At 35.5% G+C, this 17,325-nt stretch carries 16 protein-coding genes and 1 pseudogene; 4 read left to right on the plus strand and 13 right to left on the minus strand.

Features of this window, described 5'->3' with window-relative positions; all coding sequences use genetic code 11:
- Positions 1-6: 6 nt before the first annotated feature.
- The 4 genes from PATL70BA_RS05930 to PATL70BA_RS05945 all read right to left on the minus strand — a co-directional run bounded on the left by PATL70BA_RS05930 (position 7) and on the right by PATL70BA_RS05945 (position 4,657).
- Entirely contained in the window at positions 7-792 is a 786-nt protein-coding gene (locus PATL70BA_RS05930) for an aspartate dehydrogenase domain-containing protein (protein WP_125136516.1), read from the minus strand.
- A gap of 436 nt (positions 793-1,228) precedes the next feature.
- Entirely contained in the window at positions 1,229-2,698 is a 1,470-nt protein-coding gene (locus tag PATL70BA_RS05935; RefSeq protein ID WP_125136517.1) for an ISLre2 family transposase, read from the minus strand.
- A gap of 222 nt (positions 2,699-2,920) precedes the next feature.
- Entirely contained in the window at positions 2,921-3,268 is a 348-nt protein-coding gene (locus tag PATL70BA_RS05940) for a DUF6790 family protein (protein ID WP_125136518.1), read from the minus strand.
- Between the two features lie 528 nt (positions 3,269-3,796).
- Positions 3,797-4,657 carry a DegV family protein gene (locus PATL70BA_RS05945; RefSeq protein WP_172596123.1) on the minus strand — a complete coding sequence of 287 codons (861 nt, stop codon included), beginning with the start codon at positions 4,655-4,657 and terminating at the stop codon, positions 3,797-3,799.
- Between the two features lie 263 nt (positions 4,658-4,920).
- Here PATL70BA_RS05945 and PATL70BA_RS17205 point away from each other — a divergent pair.
- Positions 4,921-6,641, plus strand: a pseudogene (locus PATL70BA_RS17205) (IS1634 family transposase).
- Between the two features lie 223 nt (positions 6,642-6,864).
- Here PATL70BA_RS17205 and PATL70BA_RS05955 read toward each other — a convergent pair.
- The 4 genes from PATL70BA_RS05955 to PATL70BA_RS05970 all read right to left on the minus strand — a co-directional run bounded on the left by PATL70BA_RS05955 (position 6,865) and on the right by PATL70BA_RS05970 (position 9,654).
- A complete protein-coding gene (locus PATL70BA_RS05955) occupies positions 6,865-7,770 on the minus strand; it encodes an SDR family NAD(P)-dependent oxidoreductase (RefSeq protein ID WP_125136520.1) in 906 nt (301 codons plus the stop codon).
- Positions 7,767-8,000, minus strand: coding sequence for a helix-turn-helix transcriptional regulator (locus tag PATL70BA_RS05960; RefSeq protein WP_125136521.1), 234 nt, complete (start codon positions 7,998-8,000; stop codon positions 7,767-7,769). Before PATL70BA_RS05960 ends, PATL70BA_RS05955 begins: the two co-directional genes overlap by 4 nt.
- Positions 7,993-8,505: a hypothetical protein gene (locus PATL70BA_RS05965; RefSeq protein ID WP_125136522.1), complete on the minus strand. Its 513-nt coding sequence runs from the start codon at positions 8,503-8,505 to the stop codon at positions 7,993-7,995. Before PATL70BA_RS05965 ends, PATL70BA_RS05960 begins: the two co-directional genes overlap by 8 nt.
- A 225-nt stretch (positions 8,506-8,730) precedes the next feature.
- A complete protein-coding gene (locus PATL70BA_RS05970; RefSeq protein ID WP_125136523.1) occupies positions 8,731-9,654 on the minus strand; it encodes an NADP-dependent oxidoreductase in 924 nt (307 codons plus the stop codon).
- Positions 9,655-9,948: 294 nt separating this feature from the next.
- Here PATL70BA_RS05970 and PATL70BA_RS05975 point away from each other — a divergent pair, with 294 nt between their 5' ends.
- The 3 genes from PATL70BA_RS05975 (at position 9,949) to PATL70BA_RS05985 (ending at position 11,848) form a co-directional block, all read left to right on the plus strand.
- Positions 9,949-10,413 (plus strand): MarR family winged helix-turn-helix transcriptional regulator, encoded by a 465-nt coding sequence (locus PATL70BA_RS05975; protein WP_243115976.1) that lies wholly within the window; start codon positions 9,949-9,951, stop codon positions 10,411-10,413.
- Between the two features lie 374 nt (positions 10,414-10,787).
- The gene (locus PATL70BA_RS05980; protein ID WP_125136524.1) at positions 10,788-11,405 is read left to right on the plus strand and encodes a histidine phosphatase family protein; all 618 of its coding nucleotides are present in this window, start codon (positions 10,788-10,790) and stop codon (positions 11,403-11,405) included.
- Positions 11,406-11,440: 35 nt separating this feature from the next.
- Positions 11,441-11,848 carry a molybdenum cofactor biosynthesis protein MoaE gene (locus tag PATL70BA_RS05985; RefSeq protein ID WP_125136525.1) on the plus strand — a complete coding sequence of 136 codons (408 nt, stop codon included), beginning with the start codon at positions 11,441-11,443 and terminating at the stop codon, positions 11,846-11,848.
- A 246-nt stretch (positions 11,849-12,094) separates the two neighbouring features.
- Here PATL70BA_RS05985 and PATL70BA_RS05990 read toward each other — a convergent pair whose 3' ends face one another.
- The 5 genes from PATL70BA_RS05990 to PATL70BA_RS06010 form a co-directional block, all read right to left on the minus strand.
- On the minus strand, positions 12,095-13,090 hold the full coding sequence (locus tag PATL70BA_RS05990) for a helix-turn-helix domain-containing protein (protein ID WP_125136526.1): 996 nt from the start codon (positions 13,088-13,090) through the stop codon (positions 12,095-12,097).
- 11 nt (positions 13,091-13,101) lie between these two features.
- Entirely contained in the window at positions 13,102-13,917 is an 816-nt protein-coding gene (locus PATL70BA_RS05995) for an oxidoreductase (protein ID WP_125136527.1), read from the minus strand.
- Positions 13,918-14,149: 232 nt separating this feature from the next.
- Positions 14,150-14,893 (minus strand): IS21-like element helper ATPase IstB, encoded by a 744-nt coding sequence (gene istB / locus PATL70BA_RS06000; protein ID WP_125136528.1) that lies wholly within the window; start codon positions 14,891-14,893, stop codon positions 14,150-14,152.
- On the minus strand, positions 14,893-16,434 hold the full coding sequence (gene istA, locus PATL70BA_RS06005; RefSeq protein ID WP_125136529.1) for an IS21 family transposase: 1,542 nt from the start codon (positions 16,432-16,434) through the stop codon (positions 14,893-14,895). Before istA ends, istB begins: the two co-directional genes overlap by 1 nt.
- A gap of 300 nt (positions 16,435-16,734) precedes the next feature.
- Positions 16,735-17,139 carry a GFA family protein gene (locus PATL70BA_RS06010; RefSeq protein ID WP_125136530.1) on the minus strand — a complete coding sequence of 135 codons (405 nt, stop codon included), beginning with the start codon at positions 17,137-17,139 and terminating at the stop codon, positions 16,735-16,737.
- Between the last annotated feature and the right edge of the window lie 186 nt (positions 17,140-17,325).

Genomic DNA, 17,325 nt, shown 5'->3' on the forward strand with positions numbered 1-17,325 from the left:
TACCTCCTAAAAAACAATTGGTGATACGGCATTCTGTAGAACAGCTACCACACTCCAAGCGGCTACTTTGCTCGTTCGCGAATATATATTCAGCTCAGTTCTTATCTCTTCACCTTGAATCTCAATTTTGTATTCATCACCTTCAAACCCTGGTACTGCATCAATGTTCATAATTGTATTTTCAGGACCTGCGCTGGCTAGAGCAATGGCCACCGCTACATTAACCTTGGTTGGAAGAATAGCAATAGCTTCTTTGGTTGTGCCTGTAAATACCTGCTCACGTTTTGTGATCTCTAATAATCCATCTTTATATAGTGGTGAATGATACAAGGATCCCGGTGCTTTCTGTGCGCTAATGGATGCTGTTATAGGGCTCATAAGCGCAGCCGTTCGTAAAATATCAAACCCGCCTACCGCACCGCTTGCAATATATACCCGACGGTTGTTACGTGCCGCTGTATTTTTAACGCGTTCATAGAATTCTTGATCTGCAAATGCGCCAATTGATAGCACAACAAGATTGGACCTACCATTTAATACGGTTTCACTATAATCTTGTATTGATTTTACAGATGCAGCTTCTGCTACAAAATCTGGTTTAAACGCCATAAGTTCGTTAATGTCCGCACAAGGCATACAGCCATGATGTTCTGCAAATGCTTTGGCACGATCATAATCTTTTCCCATTACAGCAACGAGTTCATATTCTGGCAAGTAGCCATCTTTCAATGCCTTGGCTACGATTTCATTGAGCTTTCCGCAACCAATTAGCGCTAATTTCAGTTTATCCATTGTATTCTCTCCTAAAGTTTATTTTTAGTTATATCTTAACATATAAAGCACTCTCAGGCCAATTACCCAAGAACAAAGGGTCGCGTTAATTTACTGTCGGAAAAGTAAGGATAGAAAAATCCTGATGAGATATTTTGAGTTCTGTAAAAACCATCTTATCATAGTTTTATAATTCATTGTACCTTTTCCATTAATTTTGCATACTTAAAAGCCAGTCCATTTAGGATTGTGGCTACTAGACTTTAGTATATCTAAATTCGTCGGCTAAAACCCTTCCATGACTACATTGCAAACGACCTTCGTTGATACGTCCATGTATCAAACGAAGGTGGAATACATCCTTGTATTCTGGCGTTTTGCAACATAGTCATTCCAGGAACTTTATCCTCTACACATCTGATTTCACTTTTTCTTATGTCTTTTTACTAAACGTAGATCAAATGATGCCCCTTAGTTTCTTTGTAAGACAATACATGCCATCTACTAGCCGGGTACTACCTGCGACTGTCTGATGGTTCCAAACATCTGTATAGGTCTTTTGTTTCCTTTTGATCTCTTTATCTACTTCTATTTTTATCTCATCTTGAATCATGCGGTGCTGTTTTTCTTGCTTGTATTTAATCAAATCACATACTTTACCATCATTGGCTACATAAGCTCTAAGTCTTGCCATCTTAGTTACACCTTCCTTTGACCATCCTAGCGGACGGCTACTTAACCTTGAAGAGAGGAGGTGGCTCACTTGACCTTCAGCACTGCAACCCATCCTTGCATATTCATCATGATTAGGTCTTATTATGGCTTCCCAGTGATTGCTTATGTATACCCTGGTTCTTCTTATCTGTTCTTTTCTATTCTCGCTATCTGAGTACTCAAGGGCTATGTCAAAGACTGTATTGACTGCTTTTTTATCCTCAGATCTTATGCCGTCATAGATTGCCTTTCTTGCATCTGATACTGAATCACCAAGATGACCTATGGCTCTCATAATTGCTTGGTTTAAATGGAATTTATCAAGCACAAAATGACACTTTGCCCCGAGCACATCCACTCCTGATTTTATCCACGATGCGCCATCTCCCATGATGTATATATGTTCCAAATAGTCTTCATCATAAACCACATCTATGTATTCAAGCACTTCTTCCCATAAGTCTTCACTCTTTTTGTAAACGCCTGCAAAGTAGTGTTTTTCTATTAGTCTATTTCTTTTACTTCCTTGGCTTTCTTTCTCAACATCCTCAAAAATACATGCTAGACGTGGCTCTATTGTGTTGCTTTTATAGCCATTTTCTCCGACTTTTAAATCTCCCTTTTTATTGTTGAATTGTAAGGATACATGGTCTTCATCAGCATTTATATATAGGACTTTGACCTGTCTCTTTTTCTTTACAAAGGGTATTAATGCAGGTATTTCTAAGCTATGAACCTCTTTCATGACCGCTTGTTTACTAATAATATCTTCTGTATGCGTTGCATGTTCACCACTAATTCTATAGCTAGTGTCAACAACATGCTTTATGGCTTCTATAACCACATCTTCACTTTTTCTCATGTTTTTTGTAATACCACATGCTTTATCTGCAAGAAATATGAATTCACCTGTTTCTTTCGACTTAAAATAAGTCCTTTTGTACTTGATCTCACCGCATGTGCTTGTAAATGAATTAGGGACCCTAGCACGTTCAACCACGTAGTGACTGGTTCGATATGCTGATTTTCTATACACCTCATCAATGCCTTCTATTGTCTCTGCAATAATCTCTCGTTGCAGCTCCTGTAATGGTTTTCCTAACTCAAGAACAAACTCTCCAATATTCATTTGATCATCATTTATAAAACTTTCTACTACTTTTTCAATCTTTTTGATACCAATCTCCATAAATTGTTGTATACTAATATGCATAAGAAAAACACCTCTCTGTTATGATTTATGGTTTCTAGACAAAACTTATAATATCACAACTTGGTGTTTTTCTTTTATCTTTCTTTATCCGACACTATCTTTACGCTAACAGAACAAAGAGGCTACGTCTCGCTTTGTAAAGCAAATTGTTTCGGCAGGAAAGATTTCCTTGATCGTTTACATAGCTTAGACTTTCCTGGAGAATTAAAAAAAGGATATCTCCTAAATGTCGGCTTGCTTTCTTTCCTTTGCCACTTTGAGGTAGAGCACAATTAATACAATTGGCAAGATAAAGTCCCAATAGACAACAATGCCTGTATTACTTGGTGAGAAGTTTTGACTTTCAATCATGTGCAAAACATGTGTTATACCTGCCCCCCACAAAAAGGTTGATCTTGTTATAATATAAGGCAGCCAAAATGAGCGTATCCAAAACCCCATAAACCCTATAAGCCCAATCCCAAAAGTAGCAAAGGCTAGTTCCATCTGAAACCCACTATTTAATGGCCACCCGATGGATTGTGCCACTTGATCTGCATAGATGATATGACCCATAATACCACTAATCATACCAAACCACCCGAAAGACCAATGGTATAAATCGCAATGATTTCAGTAGTAGACTCTATTCTCCTTTTATTTCTAGTTGATTATAAGTGAACAGTTATAGATATTATAGTGACCACTATCTGCATGTATATATTCAACCCTGATATTTCAAAAAGTTCTTTCATCATCTATCTCCTCTATTTTACAGATTCCTTAGACTCAATATACATCTTGAAATCTTCATTGTTTTTATTAAAGTCTATAGCAGTTGGTTCAATTATTGATTTCATGACAAAACGATTTTTTTATCTGTCAATCACCCACCACCACCAATCTAGTACAACTTAACTTTTGGGTATCTTCTGATACTAATTCCCCCGAATCCGTGGGAATTAAAAAAACACCTATCCTAGAATATGTGTTTTAGGTGTCGTAATCACCGTCTATTCTACCAACAGTACATAATACACTTATACAATCTTATGAAAATTCTTATTCTCTTTATTGTACCTATTTTGATTGTTGGTTGCAGTAGCGCTTCAACAAGGGCTAGCGCATTGGCTTTTGAGTACGATAAGCTATACCTATGGTGCCAGGGCCAACGTGGGTGCCAATGACAGCGCCTATGGGAATCACTTGAGGTGTTTTTCCAGCTATAGAGGCTATTGTAGCCGCATAGGCCATCGCTTCATTTGGAGAATGGATATGATGAACGATTGCGTCCATATAGCCATATTGTTTGATTTCATTGGTAAAAACGTCGAGCATGTACTCTAATGCCTTCTTATGTGTTCTGATTTTTGCCAGGGTGGTTGTCAAACCATTTTCGACAGTCAATACGGGCTTTATTTTCAAAATATCTGCCAGCAAAGAGCTGGCATTACCGATTCGCCCACCCTTTTTCAAGAATTCCAAAGTACTTGGGGTAAAAACGAATCGAGTACATTTCATCGTATGATGCGCAATTCGAACGACTTCTTGACTGGATTTCCCTTCTTTTGCGGCCTGTGCGGCATCGATGGCAACAAAGCCCATTTCCATGCAATTCGTTCGGGCGTCTATCAGCTCAATGGAAGCCTGTGGGTAGATTTCTAGAATCATATTTTTGACAAGATATGCGGTTGAGTATGTACCACTCATTTCTGAGGATAAAAATATACCAACGACCTCATGGCCTTTTTCTATATGCTGCATAAATGCTTGATATAGATCATCTGTCGAAGGCTGGGAAGAAGTGGGAAGCTTGTCCAATGAGGATAGCTTACTATAAAATAAGTCTAAGTCCATTTCAGTTTCTAGGTGGTTTGTGTCTTCAAAACTGACACTTAAAGATACCACCGTGATATTTAATGCCTCTAAGGTGCTTTGAGGTATATATGAAGTACTATCAGTTACAATTTTTACCGCCATATTTTTCGCCATCCTATTTTACGAAGAATTCAAGTTGTTACTTGATTATTTTAGCATTTATACCGCCAGCTTTCAATCTTTCTTGATAGATTCTCGCTTTAGACTACCGATGAGCTCGGGTCTTTGACACTTGCCGAAGTAACTAAAACAGCGAAAACCTTATAACAAGCCTATTTAGGCTTATTTTTTTGTCAAATTCTACTCTTTTCATTTACGTTCTACTACGTTCTATGATATAATATAGGGTATTAGGAGGTGTTGTTATGAGGCTGAAAGTTGTAAATTCTAAAATGTTCAATTATTATATGTCATAGAAACTATTTATGTTGATGGAAAACAAAAACTAGAACCGTCGAAAAACTTGGCAGATATTCTGATTTAGAAAAAAGCTAAATGGTGCTAATCCCATAGAGTGGGCCAAAAGTATATCGAAGATCTTAATCGCCAAGAAAAAGAACAAAAACGTGAGGTTATTATCAAGCTTAGGCAATCCACGCTTATTGATAAAGAGATTCAACGTTCCTACAACGGTGGCTATCTTTTTCTTCAACAGATTTATTACCAGTTAGGGCTTCATAAGATTTGTAACGATATTTCTTCAAGGCACAAGTTCACCTATGACCTTAACGGTATTCTCTCTCGTTTGATTTACGGAAGAATTCTTTTTCCTTCTTCCAAGCTTTGCACCTTTGAATCTTCTAAACGTCTTCTCGAACAGCCAAACTTTGAATTACAGAACATTTACAGGTCTTTAGAAGTTATCGCTAAGGAATCCGATTTCATACAATCACAGCTTTACAAAAACAGTCTAGCAGTTTCTAAACGTAATGATCGAATTCTTTATTATGACTGTACCAACTACTTTTTTGAGATTGAACAAGAAGATGGCCTTAAACAATATGGACCCTCCAAAGAAAACCGTCCTAACCCTATTGTAGAAATGGGCTTGTTTATGGATGGAGATGGTATTCCTCTCGCTTTTAACATTCACAGTGGCAATACCAATGAGCAGGTGACTCTAAAGCCTTTAGAAAAGCAAATTATCGAAGACTTCAAACTATCCAAGTTTGTTGTATGTACTGATGCCGGCTTATCTTCAAATGCAAATAGGAAGTTTAATAATATAAATGGACGTTCTTTTATTACAACTCAATCCATCAAAAACTTAAGCAGTTTTAAAAGAGTGGGCTTTAGAACCAACTGGATGGAGGCACAATGATTCCAAAGAAACCTTTGATTTAAACCTGTTTGATGAAAATGAAAGTCTTTGTGAGCAATATAAGAATATGACCTTTTATAAAGAGAGATGGATTAAAGAGAATGATCTTGAGCAAAACTGATTGTCACCTTTTCTCTTAAATACCGTTATTATCAACGTCAGATCAGAAACAAACAACTTGAACGTGCCACAAAACTCATTAGCACTAACCCAAAAAGTATAGGTAAGAAAAGACAAAATGATTATAAACGATTTATCGCTTCCACCAATGTTACAAGTGATGGTGAAGTTGCAGAAGAGACACTTTACCATCTTAATTCAAATACTGTTGCTGAGGAAAGTATCTATGACGGCTTCTATGCAGTATGTACTAACCTTGACGAAGATGCTTCTGAAATAGCTAGAATTAACCACCGACGTTGGGAAGTTGAAGAATGTTTTAGAATTATGAAGAGCGAGTTTAAAGCAAGGCCTGTTTATCTTCAAAGAGACGACCGTATAAAAGCGCATTTTACAACCTGTTTTCTAGCACTTGTTTTATATAGATATCTGGAGAAAGACCTAGACAACCAGTTTACAACGAACGAAATCGTCGGCCAGTTAAAGGATATGAACTTCTATTGCGTTCCTGGACAGGGTTTTATTCCGACCTATACACGTACTGATTTTACAGATGCACTACATGATACCTATGGATTTAGAACAGACTATCAGATTGTCAGCGACAAAGAAATGAAAAATATATACAAAAAGACTAAAAAGTAAAAAAAGTACGCAAAATTAATGACATATAAAAAGCTTGAAGCCCCTATTTATAAGGGATTTCAAGCTTTTTCTGTTTCACAACTGTCAAAGACAGGTTTATACCGCCAGCTTTCAATCTTTCTTGATAGATTCTCGCTTTAGACTACCGATGAGCTTTTGAAGGGACGTCCTTGGTGCGCAGATGCTTATCACATCGAAGATTGGATATAATTGTATTCATCATCTAGGCAGAAAGTGACTGAGCTATTTGACTGGTTTTGTGGTCACCACACAATTCTAAACTCATATCCCATAACCTGTCTTGTAGTTCCCTATCTACCACCTTTTCATCTTCTTTTAACGTAATAAAGCTGTTTTTTCTCCATGATATGAATTTCCCTGATCTTTCCATACTTTTTTCTTGGTTCTCACAGAATAGTGGTGCCATTATTTCACCACATTTTTCTGTTGTAATAAATTTTCCTAAGAATTTCATCAGTGTTGCCATTATTTTCATATATTTAGGAACCAGGTTGATTTGGTTTGTCCACACAACTTCATGAATTTGAAAGCCAACGAAGGAGACCTTGACTTTATGATTGTTCTGATACAACCTATGGAGTTTTTGCAAAAACATACGTTTTGCTACCATTGCTTGATGTATGCCATCTTCAAAGCCCCACTTATTTTTCATCTGCATGTCGTCCCAGAATATTTCCCCTCTTTCTGTAACATTAAAGACAATTCTACCACCCATTTCTGATTTCTCTAATAAGTTTAAGAGGTTTAGAGTTAACATAAATTGTGATAAATAATTGACCTGGAAATGTGCATCCATTCCATCCTCTGTTTCTATCCTTTTTGCTGCATAACCTATGCCTGCATTTATAAAAATCCCGTCCAGATAATGATGTTTACTTTGAATCTCAGTAATTACTTTTTTAACATCCCTAAATTTTGTTAAGTCACATATTAAAAAGGAAGTCTTCATATTCTTAGTGTCAGCTTCAAATTCTCTTATTGTTGCTTCACCAAGTTCATGAGATCTACATAGTATAATCACCTCATGTTCTTGATTATCAAGTGACGCCAGTACTTTAGCGACGCCTTTTCCCATGCCATTCGTGCCACCAGTTACTAATATTTTCATTGCTCTACCTTATCTTTCTCATGTGTGAAAACCTCTTCAATATTAGAGCCAAGTGCCTCAGCAATCAAAAATGCTAACTCCAATGAAGGATAATATTTACCACTTTCAACATTGTTAATTGTCTGTCTTGAAGCGCCTACCTTTTTGGCCAATGCCTGTTGAGTCATCTCGTTATGATCAAAACGTAGTCGCCTAATATTATTATCAATCTTAATTTTCATCTTAGCCATGAGACACACCCTTCTTATAGTAGTTGAGCTTAATAATACCTTCAATACTAGCTCCTAACATAAAACTTAAGTAAACAATATTTAGCATAATGACAAAAGGCAAGTCAAAGGTTAAAGTAATAAGTCCTGCTACAAAGCCAATACTTACAACAACGTAACTAATCTGACCTGCTTTTAGATTGATTAGTCTGTCCATCTCATCTTCTACATTATCAAAAACATCATCAATATCTTCTTCTTCTAAACCACTTATATCAGCATCAATTTTATTCTTTACCTTTGCTCCAATTGCAAAAAATACATTAAATAGTATCATCACAAGAATCGTCAAACCAATTCCTATACCAATGTAAACCAGCATAGTCTTAGCCCAAAAGTTAGTATCGTTAAAGGTTGAGATACCATCAATAGCATAGATATCAAAAACACGCTTTAGATACAGAAATAAAACAAATAAACCTGATAATAGTAATGCCCATGTTTGTTTCTCTTTATAAGTCATCATAATCTCCTTTAACTTAATTATTACCCCAAATTATTTTTGTAGTAACTTTAGTGTAAACCCATTGCGATATAGTGTCAAGTATTTTTTACAATTAGTCTTATATTTTTGTCATTATGCTAAATGTATTTTACAGTCAGCTGTATGTCAAATAAAGAAAGAGACACCTCAAAATGAGGTGTCTACATATCTTCTAAACTTACTATATATTACCTTTTACAAGATAATTCACTTAACTTTAATGACCACTTTACCTTTTGCATGTCCCATTTGTAGATAATCATAAGCTTCCTGAACTTCTTCAAATGAGAAACTGCGATCAATCACTGGCTTAACTACCTCGTCTTTAAGTAGTTGTGTAAGATCTGAAAGCATTTCTCCACTAGGCCACATAAAGAATACTTCGAATTGAACATCGAACTTCTTAGCTAGTTCTTCAGTATTTTGTGCTTTAATAGATACCATTGTACCACCTTTTTTCAAGATTTTGAAAGAATTATTCATAACTTCTCCACCCATAGAGTCTAGGACTAAATCATAATCACTAAGTTCCTCTTCAAACTTTTGAGTTTTATAGTCGATGATTACATCTGCACCAAGATTTTTTACCAATTCAAAATTAGAACGACTCGTCGTAACCGCCACTTCAGCACCTAAGTGCTTTGCTAATTGAATTGCAAGTGTTCCAACACCACCAGAGCCTGCATGAATAAGCACTTTCTGACCTTTTTGAAGGTTCCCTTTTGTTGTAAGGGCTTGTAAAGCTGTTAACCCAGCCAATGGAATCGAAGCCGCTTCTTCATGGGTAATATTTGAAGGTTTAAGTGCCAATTCATCTTCCTTAACAACATTATATTCAGCAATGCTCCCTGCATCCGTTTGATTCGGTCTAGAATAAACTTCATCACCTATTTTAAATTTGCTAACTTTTGATCCTACTTCTGTTACAACACCAGAGACATCATATCCCATAATGTATGGAAATGAAATCGGCATCATATCTTTCATATATCCAGCTTTCACAATATTGTCAATTGGATTTATACTCGCTGCATGAACTTCTATCATAACGCTATCATCTGAAATCTTCGGTACTTCCACCTCTAAGACTTCAACTTGTTTTCCATAATCTTTAATACTTACTGCTTTCATATTATTACATCCTTTCATAGCTTCATATTGGGTATACATCTGTTTAACTAACTACAATTTACTTATTTATAAATCACAAATCCTTAATAATTTATTAGGACTACGACTTTTCAATTGCGCTCAATTATATTTTATTCAATTGATTGGTTCAATCTTATCACACATTCTGCAAGCAGTCAAACGATCGATCACTTTAATTGTAGGCTAACTAAAATAACCATTAAGTTGACAAGTCACTTTATATTTATTACAATTAAATTGTATTCAACTAATCTGATTCGTAAGGAGCTGTTTATGAAAAATAAAGATAGTATAATGGATCATATATCTGATAACGATATCTTAAAATTAGATAACCAATTGTGCTTTGCACTTTATGTATCATCAAGAGAAATAATAAAGAAGTATAAACCATTACTCGATCCATTGGGGTTAACATATACAGGTTATATTACAATGTTGGCTTTATGGGAAAAAGATAATGTCACAATGAAATCACTTGGAGAAAAATTATATCTTGATTCAGGAACACTAACACCTCTATTGAAGAAATTGGAAACAAAAGGATTACTCGTCAGAGAGCGTAGAAGTGAAGATGAGAGAAATGTATACATTGCATTAACCAAACAGGGTCATGAATTAAAAAAAGATACTTCTATAGTTCCAAGACAATTAATTAGTTCTTCAAGTTTTGATGAAGAATCTACTATAGAATTAATAAATCTACTGCATAGATACATCGCATCAATCGACAAATAAAACTGTAACTTTTCCCTCTATCAGAAAATAAAGAAACCCCTGAAAACACCCTAAATACACTATTTTCAAGGGCAACTACATCTATTTTCTTGTCAGCAGACAGACAGTTTCAGAATGGAAGATATAAGGCATAAGAATATATGAGATAGATAGAGTCTGATGGCAAAAAATATGACAAGGGGGGCAAAAGTATTACTTTGCTATTTTGCACATTACAAAAGACAAAACAAAGCTAGCATTATAAAGTTTTGTCTCTTTAGTCTAGCACTGTTAGTGATTTAATGTTACCATAAAAATAGCAGAAAAACAGTGTTTATTAATACATTGGTCTATAAGAGTGTCAAGCTTGACACACCTTAAATGGAGGAAGAAAAATGGAGTTAATCCTTATAAGACATGGTGAATCAGAAGGCAATGCAAAAGGACATGTATATGGGCATACAGATTATCCTATGACGAAGAAAGGCATGAAACAAGTTCCTATAATTGTCAACATGATAAACCGCTATAGAATAAATAAAGTATACGCAAGCCCTTTAATAAGAGCAAAAGTAGTGGCAGAAGCAATCGGTCTTGACCGCAATATTTCTATTATTTTAGACGATCGATTGAAAGAAATTAATTTTGGGAAGTATGAGGATATGCCACGAGAAAAAGTTGTTGAATTGGTAGGAGACAAATACAATGAGATCATTGGGTTTTTTGATCACGTTGCACTCCCTGGTGGAGAACATCAAGATGATTTTTTAACTCGAGTTAATGATTTTATTGATGAATTATTAGCTGGAGATGATGGAACCTATGTATTGGCAGGCCATTTCGGAGTGATTAAAGCTATACTTAATCATCTCATGGGTTATGATAAAAAAGCACTTCGGCAATTTGCTATAAAACCTGGAGCGATTATTAAACTTACGATAAATAAAGATAAAGTTAGAATGGATGAATTGATTCAGACTTTTGACTCAGTTGATAGAATCTCATTGCTTTAAGATAAGTCCCTCAAGAACATGAAGGAGGAACCAATATGTCACGTACCAATAAAAATAAATCACCATCCATGGATGAGTGGCTAAAAGAAGTAAAATCAGATCGTTTAGCTTTACAAGAAGGAATGTATTTGGTTCATAATGGTGTTGTGCGACAAACACCCAAAATGAAGGTTCGAAATGGTCTGGATGATGGTTCGATTGTTCTTGGGATGGATTTTTTCTTTGATAAAGATAAAGTAGATACGGCGATCGCTAAAACCTATGAAATGGATGGCGTTTTCCATGTAAAAATATGGCTAAATGAAGGATATCTTGAGGTGGGCGACGATATTATGTATATCTTAATTGGTGGAGATATTAGACCTCATGTTATTGATGCGCTACAATTTTTAGTTGAAACCATAAAAACTAAATGTGTTGTTGAAATAGAACAAAAAGGATAATTCCTTGTCGTTCAAATATTTTTTTGTAATCGCAACATTAGTTTTAACAATTTTCTCTTCTGGTGCAGATTATACTTACAGACCATATCCTCATATACTTATAGTATCTATCACGTATTACTAGCAACACTATAGTACTTTTGATTCTTAAAACCATCATTTTTTAAAGACTCTTCATGGAATTTCTACGTGCAAAATTCCCTGTGAGGACACTGGGCTCAATCACTAAAATTAAATAAGTTTATATTAAGCCCTATATATATCACTATATTTATCCCTATATTCTCTAGGTGTCGTACCCGTCCAATTTCTAAATGCTCTTCTAAAAGCATTTTCATCTGAATAACCAATTAAAAAAGCAATCTCTTCATTAGAAATATTTTTGTCTTTCAAATAGTTTCTAGCTAATAATTTCTTTGTATGATTAAGCTGCTTTATGAACGTAGTATTTTCATTAGCCAATTTACGCTGAAGACTTCTTACACTTAGTGCCATTTCTTTTGCTACAGAATTAATACCATCTTCCCCAGCAGGTATTAATTCAATTAATAAACTTCTTACTTTAGCAGAAAAAGATTCATCTAATTCTAATTCTTTTATTCTTTTGGTTAGTTCAGGTTCTAAATATCCCCACATAATATTATTACTTGTTAAAAATGGCTCTTTAGCATCTTTCAAACTAAACTCTATTAGATTACTATCACATTTCTCTGGTTTAATACCAAAAAATTTTTCTAGCTCATGTCCATATTCATATTTTGACGCCACTTTTGTGGGTACAATACTTAATCCTGTAGCTTTTCTTATAATATTAGTAATGAGTACCTGTTCACTAATGATTGAGAATCTAGGAATCTCCAAATTATTATTATCAAACATGAATTCCATGCTAATTTTCTCATTATTCGTATTTACATTAAGTACAAATGGTCCAATTAATTTCTTATACTTTGAAATTGTTTTGAAACAATTAATGCCATCTTTTGCACACATAGCTGCAAATAAAGGTGGAACAAACATCATCACTCTATCTATATCGGTATACTCAATAATGATTTTGTCATCTATAACTTCATCTAATGTATTCATAAACTTAATAAATTGTTCCAACGAAATAGAAATCCCATCTTTTTTTGCAGTTTTATAGGGTATTTCTGATTTCTTAAATACCCATTCTGCATTAATTCCAATAGATTCTAACAATAGTTTATATGAATTTTCTAGAACAAAATGTTTGCTCACTCAAATCACCCTTACACACTTTTTATTATTTTATCAAACATTCTATCCGATAATACTCTTTTTAAAATGACAATTGGTTTTGCAGCAAATCCAATTAAATATCTTGTTTTAGGTTTTTTAACTGTTGCTGCTTTTGTAATTGTATGAGCAATAACTTTTGGATCTGTAAGTCTATTCCCACTGTATATTTGTTTTTGTGATTCAGCTACCTTTAATGCATTTTTCGCATATGCACCTTTTGAAGATGATTTTTTAAGATTCTCAGCAGCAATAATTCCCCAGTCAGTTTTAATTCCGCCTGGCTCAACTAATACAACATCAATCCCAAACTCTTCAACCTCTATTCTTAAACAATCACTAAAACCTTCAACAGCAAATTTTGTCGCATGATACCATCCACCAAATGCGGTATGAACTTTACCACCCACTGAAGATATATTGATAATTCTTCCGAAATGCTGCTTTCTCATATATGGTAATACTAATTGTGTCATTCTCGCCAAACCAAACACATTTACTTCTACTTGTCTTCTTGCCTCTTCCATCGGAACATCTTCTATTGCCCCATATGAACCATATCCTGCGCTATTAACCAATATATCAATTCTTCCTTCATTTTTTATTATTTGGTCCACACACGTAACCATCGATTCATCATTTGTAACATCAAGTTCTAGTGTTTTAATACCCTTATTTTCAAGTTCTTTCAACTTTTCTGTTCTTCTTGCTGCACCATATACAATAAATCCATTATCTTTTAGTTCTAATGCTGTCTCAAATCCAATCCCACTACTTGCACCTGTTACTAACACTACTTTTTTACTCATCCTATGACCTCCATTATATATGGTAATCCCTTTTCAAGTATTTTGTTTTATAAAGTCTAATAGTCATTTCATCCTTGTATCTAAATTATACGCTAAAATGACTTTATTACAAATTGAATATTTCGCTCTGAGAGAGCATAGTGTACGCAGTTGACTGAGCCAGCCTCACGCTCAGAATGAGCCAGTCTGTTAGTGGCAGAGCCACCGCTCTTTTGAGCGGCAGCTCATGTATTTATTCTTTTATTCCATATCGTTCCCTCATTGAAGTTTTACCATCAATGAATATTTTATAGGAGTCATGTACGATACGATCAAGTATTGCGTCTGCTAGGGTGCCTTCACCAATCTTCTCGTGCCATCCACCAGGTGAGAATTGTGAACAAAAGATTGTCGAATTTATTTGGTGACGTGATTCAATTAGTTCTAGCAAATCTCTTGCCTCATTACCTCTAAGAGGTACAAGTAACCATTCGTCTAGAATTAGAAGATTAACTTTTTTGTATTGATTAAGCACCTTCTGAAAGATACCTTCTCCACGAGCAACAGTGAGTTCGTCAAGAAGTTCAGGTAACCTTACATATCTTACGGTATAGTAGTTTCGACAGGCGGCTATACCAAAGGCACAGCTCAAATAAGATTTACCGTTTCCAGAAGCACCCATGATAATAATGTTGTGGTGATCTGCTATGTAATTGCACGACCCTAATCTTATAATCTGTCCACGGTCAAGTTTTCTATCTTCATGGTACTGGACGTCCTCAATACAGGCATTGTAGAATCTAAATCCAGCCTTTTTCATAAGTCTTGCTAGTTTATTGTTCTTTCTTCTCGACCACTCTAAATCAACAATCATACCAAATCTTTCTTCGAAGGAGAGATGATCATAAGATGTATCATGAAGTTGATTTGTATAGTTGTCCGCCATAGCATTAAGACGCATTTCATTTAACTTATTGATGGTTGAATTATTAAGCATTAGTTATCCCTCCCATAGTAGCCAGCACCTCTAGTGAATCCATAATCAGAGGATTCGTCGCTGGAAGGGATAAATGGTTCTTCGACGATTTTGTCAGCACCTGTTGTAAGGATTGTCTGAACACTTTTGTAATTAGGCTTGGGTGTATAGGTTAATGCTTTTGCACAGGCAGCTTCTAACCGTATCACCGAGTATTTGTCAGCTGATTTTAGTAGCGCCATGCACGCTCTATAGGTTTGCTGCTCAAGACGCCTTGATGATAATATCGCTTTAATCACAACTTCAGTATTTGGTCCAATGTCTTTAGCCCAAGAAATAAACCGATCAGCATTCCATTCATTGTATTGCTTATGATTTTCGGGCATATGTTCTGGCAGGGTATGATACTGTCCCGGACGACCATGTAACCTTATATGTGAAGCGATGCGATGGGTTTTGTAAAAGACTTCAATAATGTTTTTTGTAACTCGAACATCTACTTTATTTTTGATATATTCATAAGGAACAGAGTAATGCATTTTATCTACACTTATGTGATAATTAAACTGTACAGTTGCTATTTTCCAGGTAGACAGCTCGTACTGGGTTGCAGGTAAAGGTATAAGTGTATGTTTCTCTTCAGAGTCAAAGACACTTCTTCTGCAGCCCTCTTTCTTTTGAAAAGGCTTTTGATTGAACTCTTCAAGTTTATCTTTGATGACTGTGTTAAGTTCATACAATGTAAAGAACTGTTGTTTTCTAATAGCAGCAATAATCCAGGTAGAAATAACGCCAACAGTACCTTCAGCAGTAGGCTTATCTTTTGGTTTTCTGACTCTGGCGGGAATGACAACTGTTTCATAATGTTCAGCCATCTCGTGGTAGGTCTTATTAATAATTGGTGTATACCACGAAATGCTATCAACACCTGTCTTAAGGTTGTCAGGAACTAGTATTTTAGTGACACCACCAAAATACTTAAATGCATTGACATGTGCTGTAATCCAGCTTTCCATTTCCATAGATAGAAACGCCTCTACATAGGCATATGAGCTATATGGTAATGATGCTACAAACACATACGCTTTAATGATTTCACCAGTTGTATTATCGATGATAGAGGCTGTTTTGCCAGCCCAATCGACTTCCAACTTCTCGCCGGGTTTGTTGTGTATCCTCATCGTTGCTTTTGTCTTACTGGCATAGCTACGATACATTTTACAAAACTGAGTGTACATGAAAGGAATTTCTCGATTAATTCGACATTCCTCATTGTATTCATGCCACAGAAGACTAAGCGTTACACCTGATTTTGCCAGTTCTTTATGAATGTATTCATAGTCTGGTGCTTTACGATCAGAAGTGGCAATCCTTTCAGGGAAGTAGAGCTTTTCGAGCTCGGCATTGGATAAGTCCTTTTGCAAGGGCCATGATAAATCATGTTCCTGCGCCTTGTGAAGTGAGTTAGATACAGTGTTCCTTGAGCATTCAAGACTGGCAGCAATTCCGCGTCCGCTGATGCCAAGACTATGAAGCCTTAGGATTTCTTTGTGGTTGGTCATATAGTTGACCTCCTCGAGTTATTTACACGAATAACGTGCATATACTCATTCTATCCTAATGGCTCTGCTTGCGTCACTGTGGCTCATTTAGTGCGTACCCCTGGCTCAAGTTCAGAATATTATTCACAAATACATTCAGCGCCAACCTTCATACAATTAATGCCATCCTTTTTATAACTTTTCCCTTGAAATATGATAAGAAAGTTACATTGTTAAACCAAAGTGTCAGTTTTCATTGATAATCTCTTGTTAATCGTTGTCAAAATACAAACACGATTATAAAGAATGAGGATTCTTATTTCATCCATTTGGGAGTAATTCAAATTTTGGCACATTCTCAAGCTCAGTATCCCAATTTGCTTTGTTTGCATAATAGATATGCCCTTGCGGCTTAACGTTTATATTACTGTCAATACTTCCTGCAGGAACAACCAGCAAGTTTCCATCCATTTGTATATTTGGCAAAGCTGATCCACAAATAGTACAAAAACCTTTTATGTGCCCTTCTCCATGAAAATTAAAGTTTTTGGCTTTTTCTTGACCAGATAACCATCTTAACTTGGCTGTAGAAGAAAATAGATTGGCTGCATGAGCTGAACCTGTATCTTTGCGACATCGCCCACAATGACAAAGATAAAAATTATCAAAATCTCCTTCGATTTCGAAAGTAACTTCACCACAGAGGCATGATCCTAAATATTTCATAATCACCTCTCCCTTCTTAATAATTTATTGAAATGGCAATAGTTGTATCGTCAAGGGGGTCCCCCCCCTGAAAACACCATAAATACGCTATTCTCAAGGGCAACTATATCTATTTTCTTGTCAACAGATAGACAGTCTCACAATGGAAGGTATAGGGTTTAAGAATCTATGAGATAGATAGGATCT

This window comes from Petrocella atlantisensis (assembly GCF_900538275.1).
In the GTDB taxonomy this organism is placed as follows: domain Bacteria; phylum Bacillota; class Clostridia; order Lachnospirales; family Vallitaleaceae; genus Petrocella; species Petrocella atlantisensis.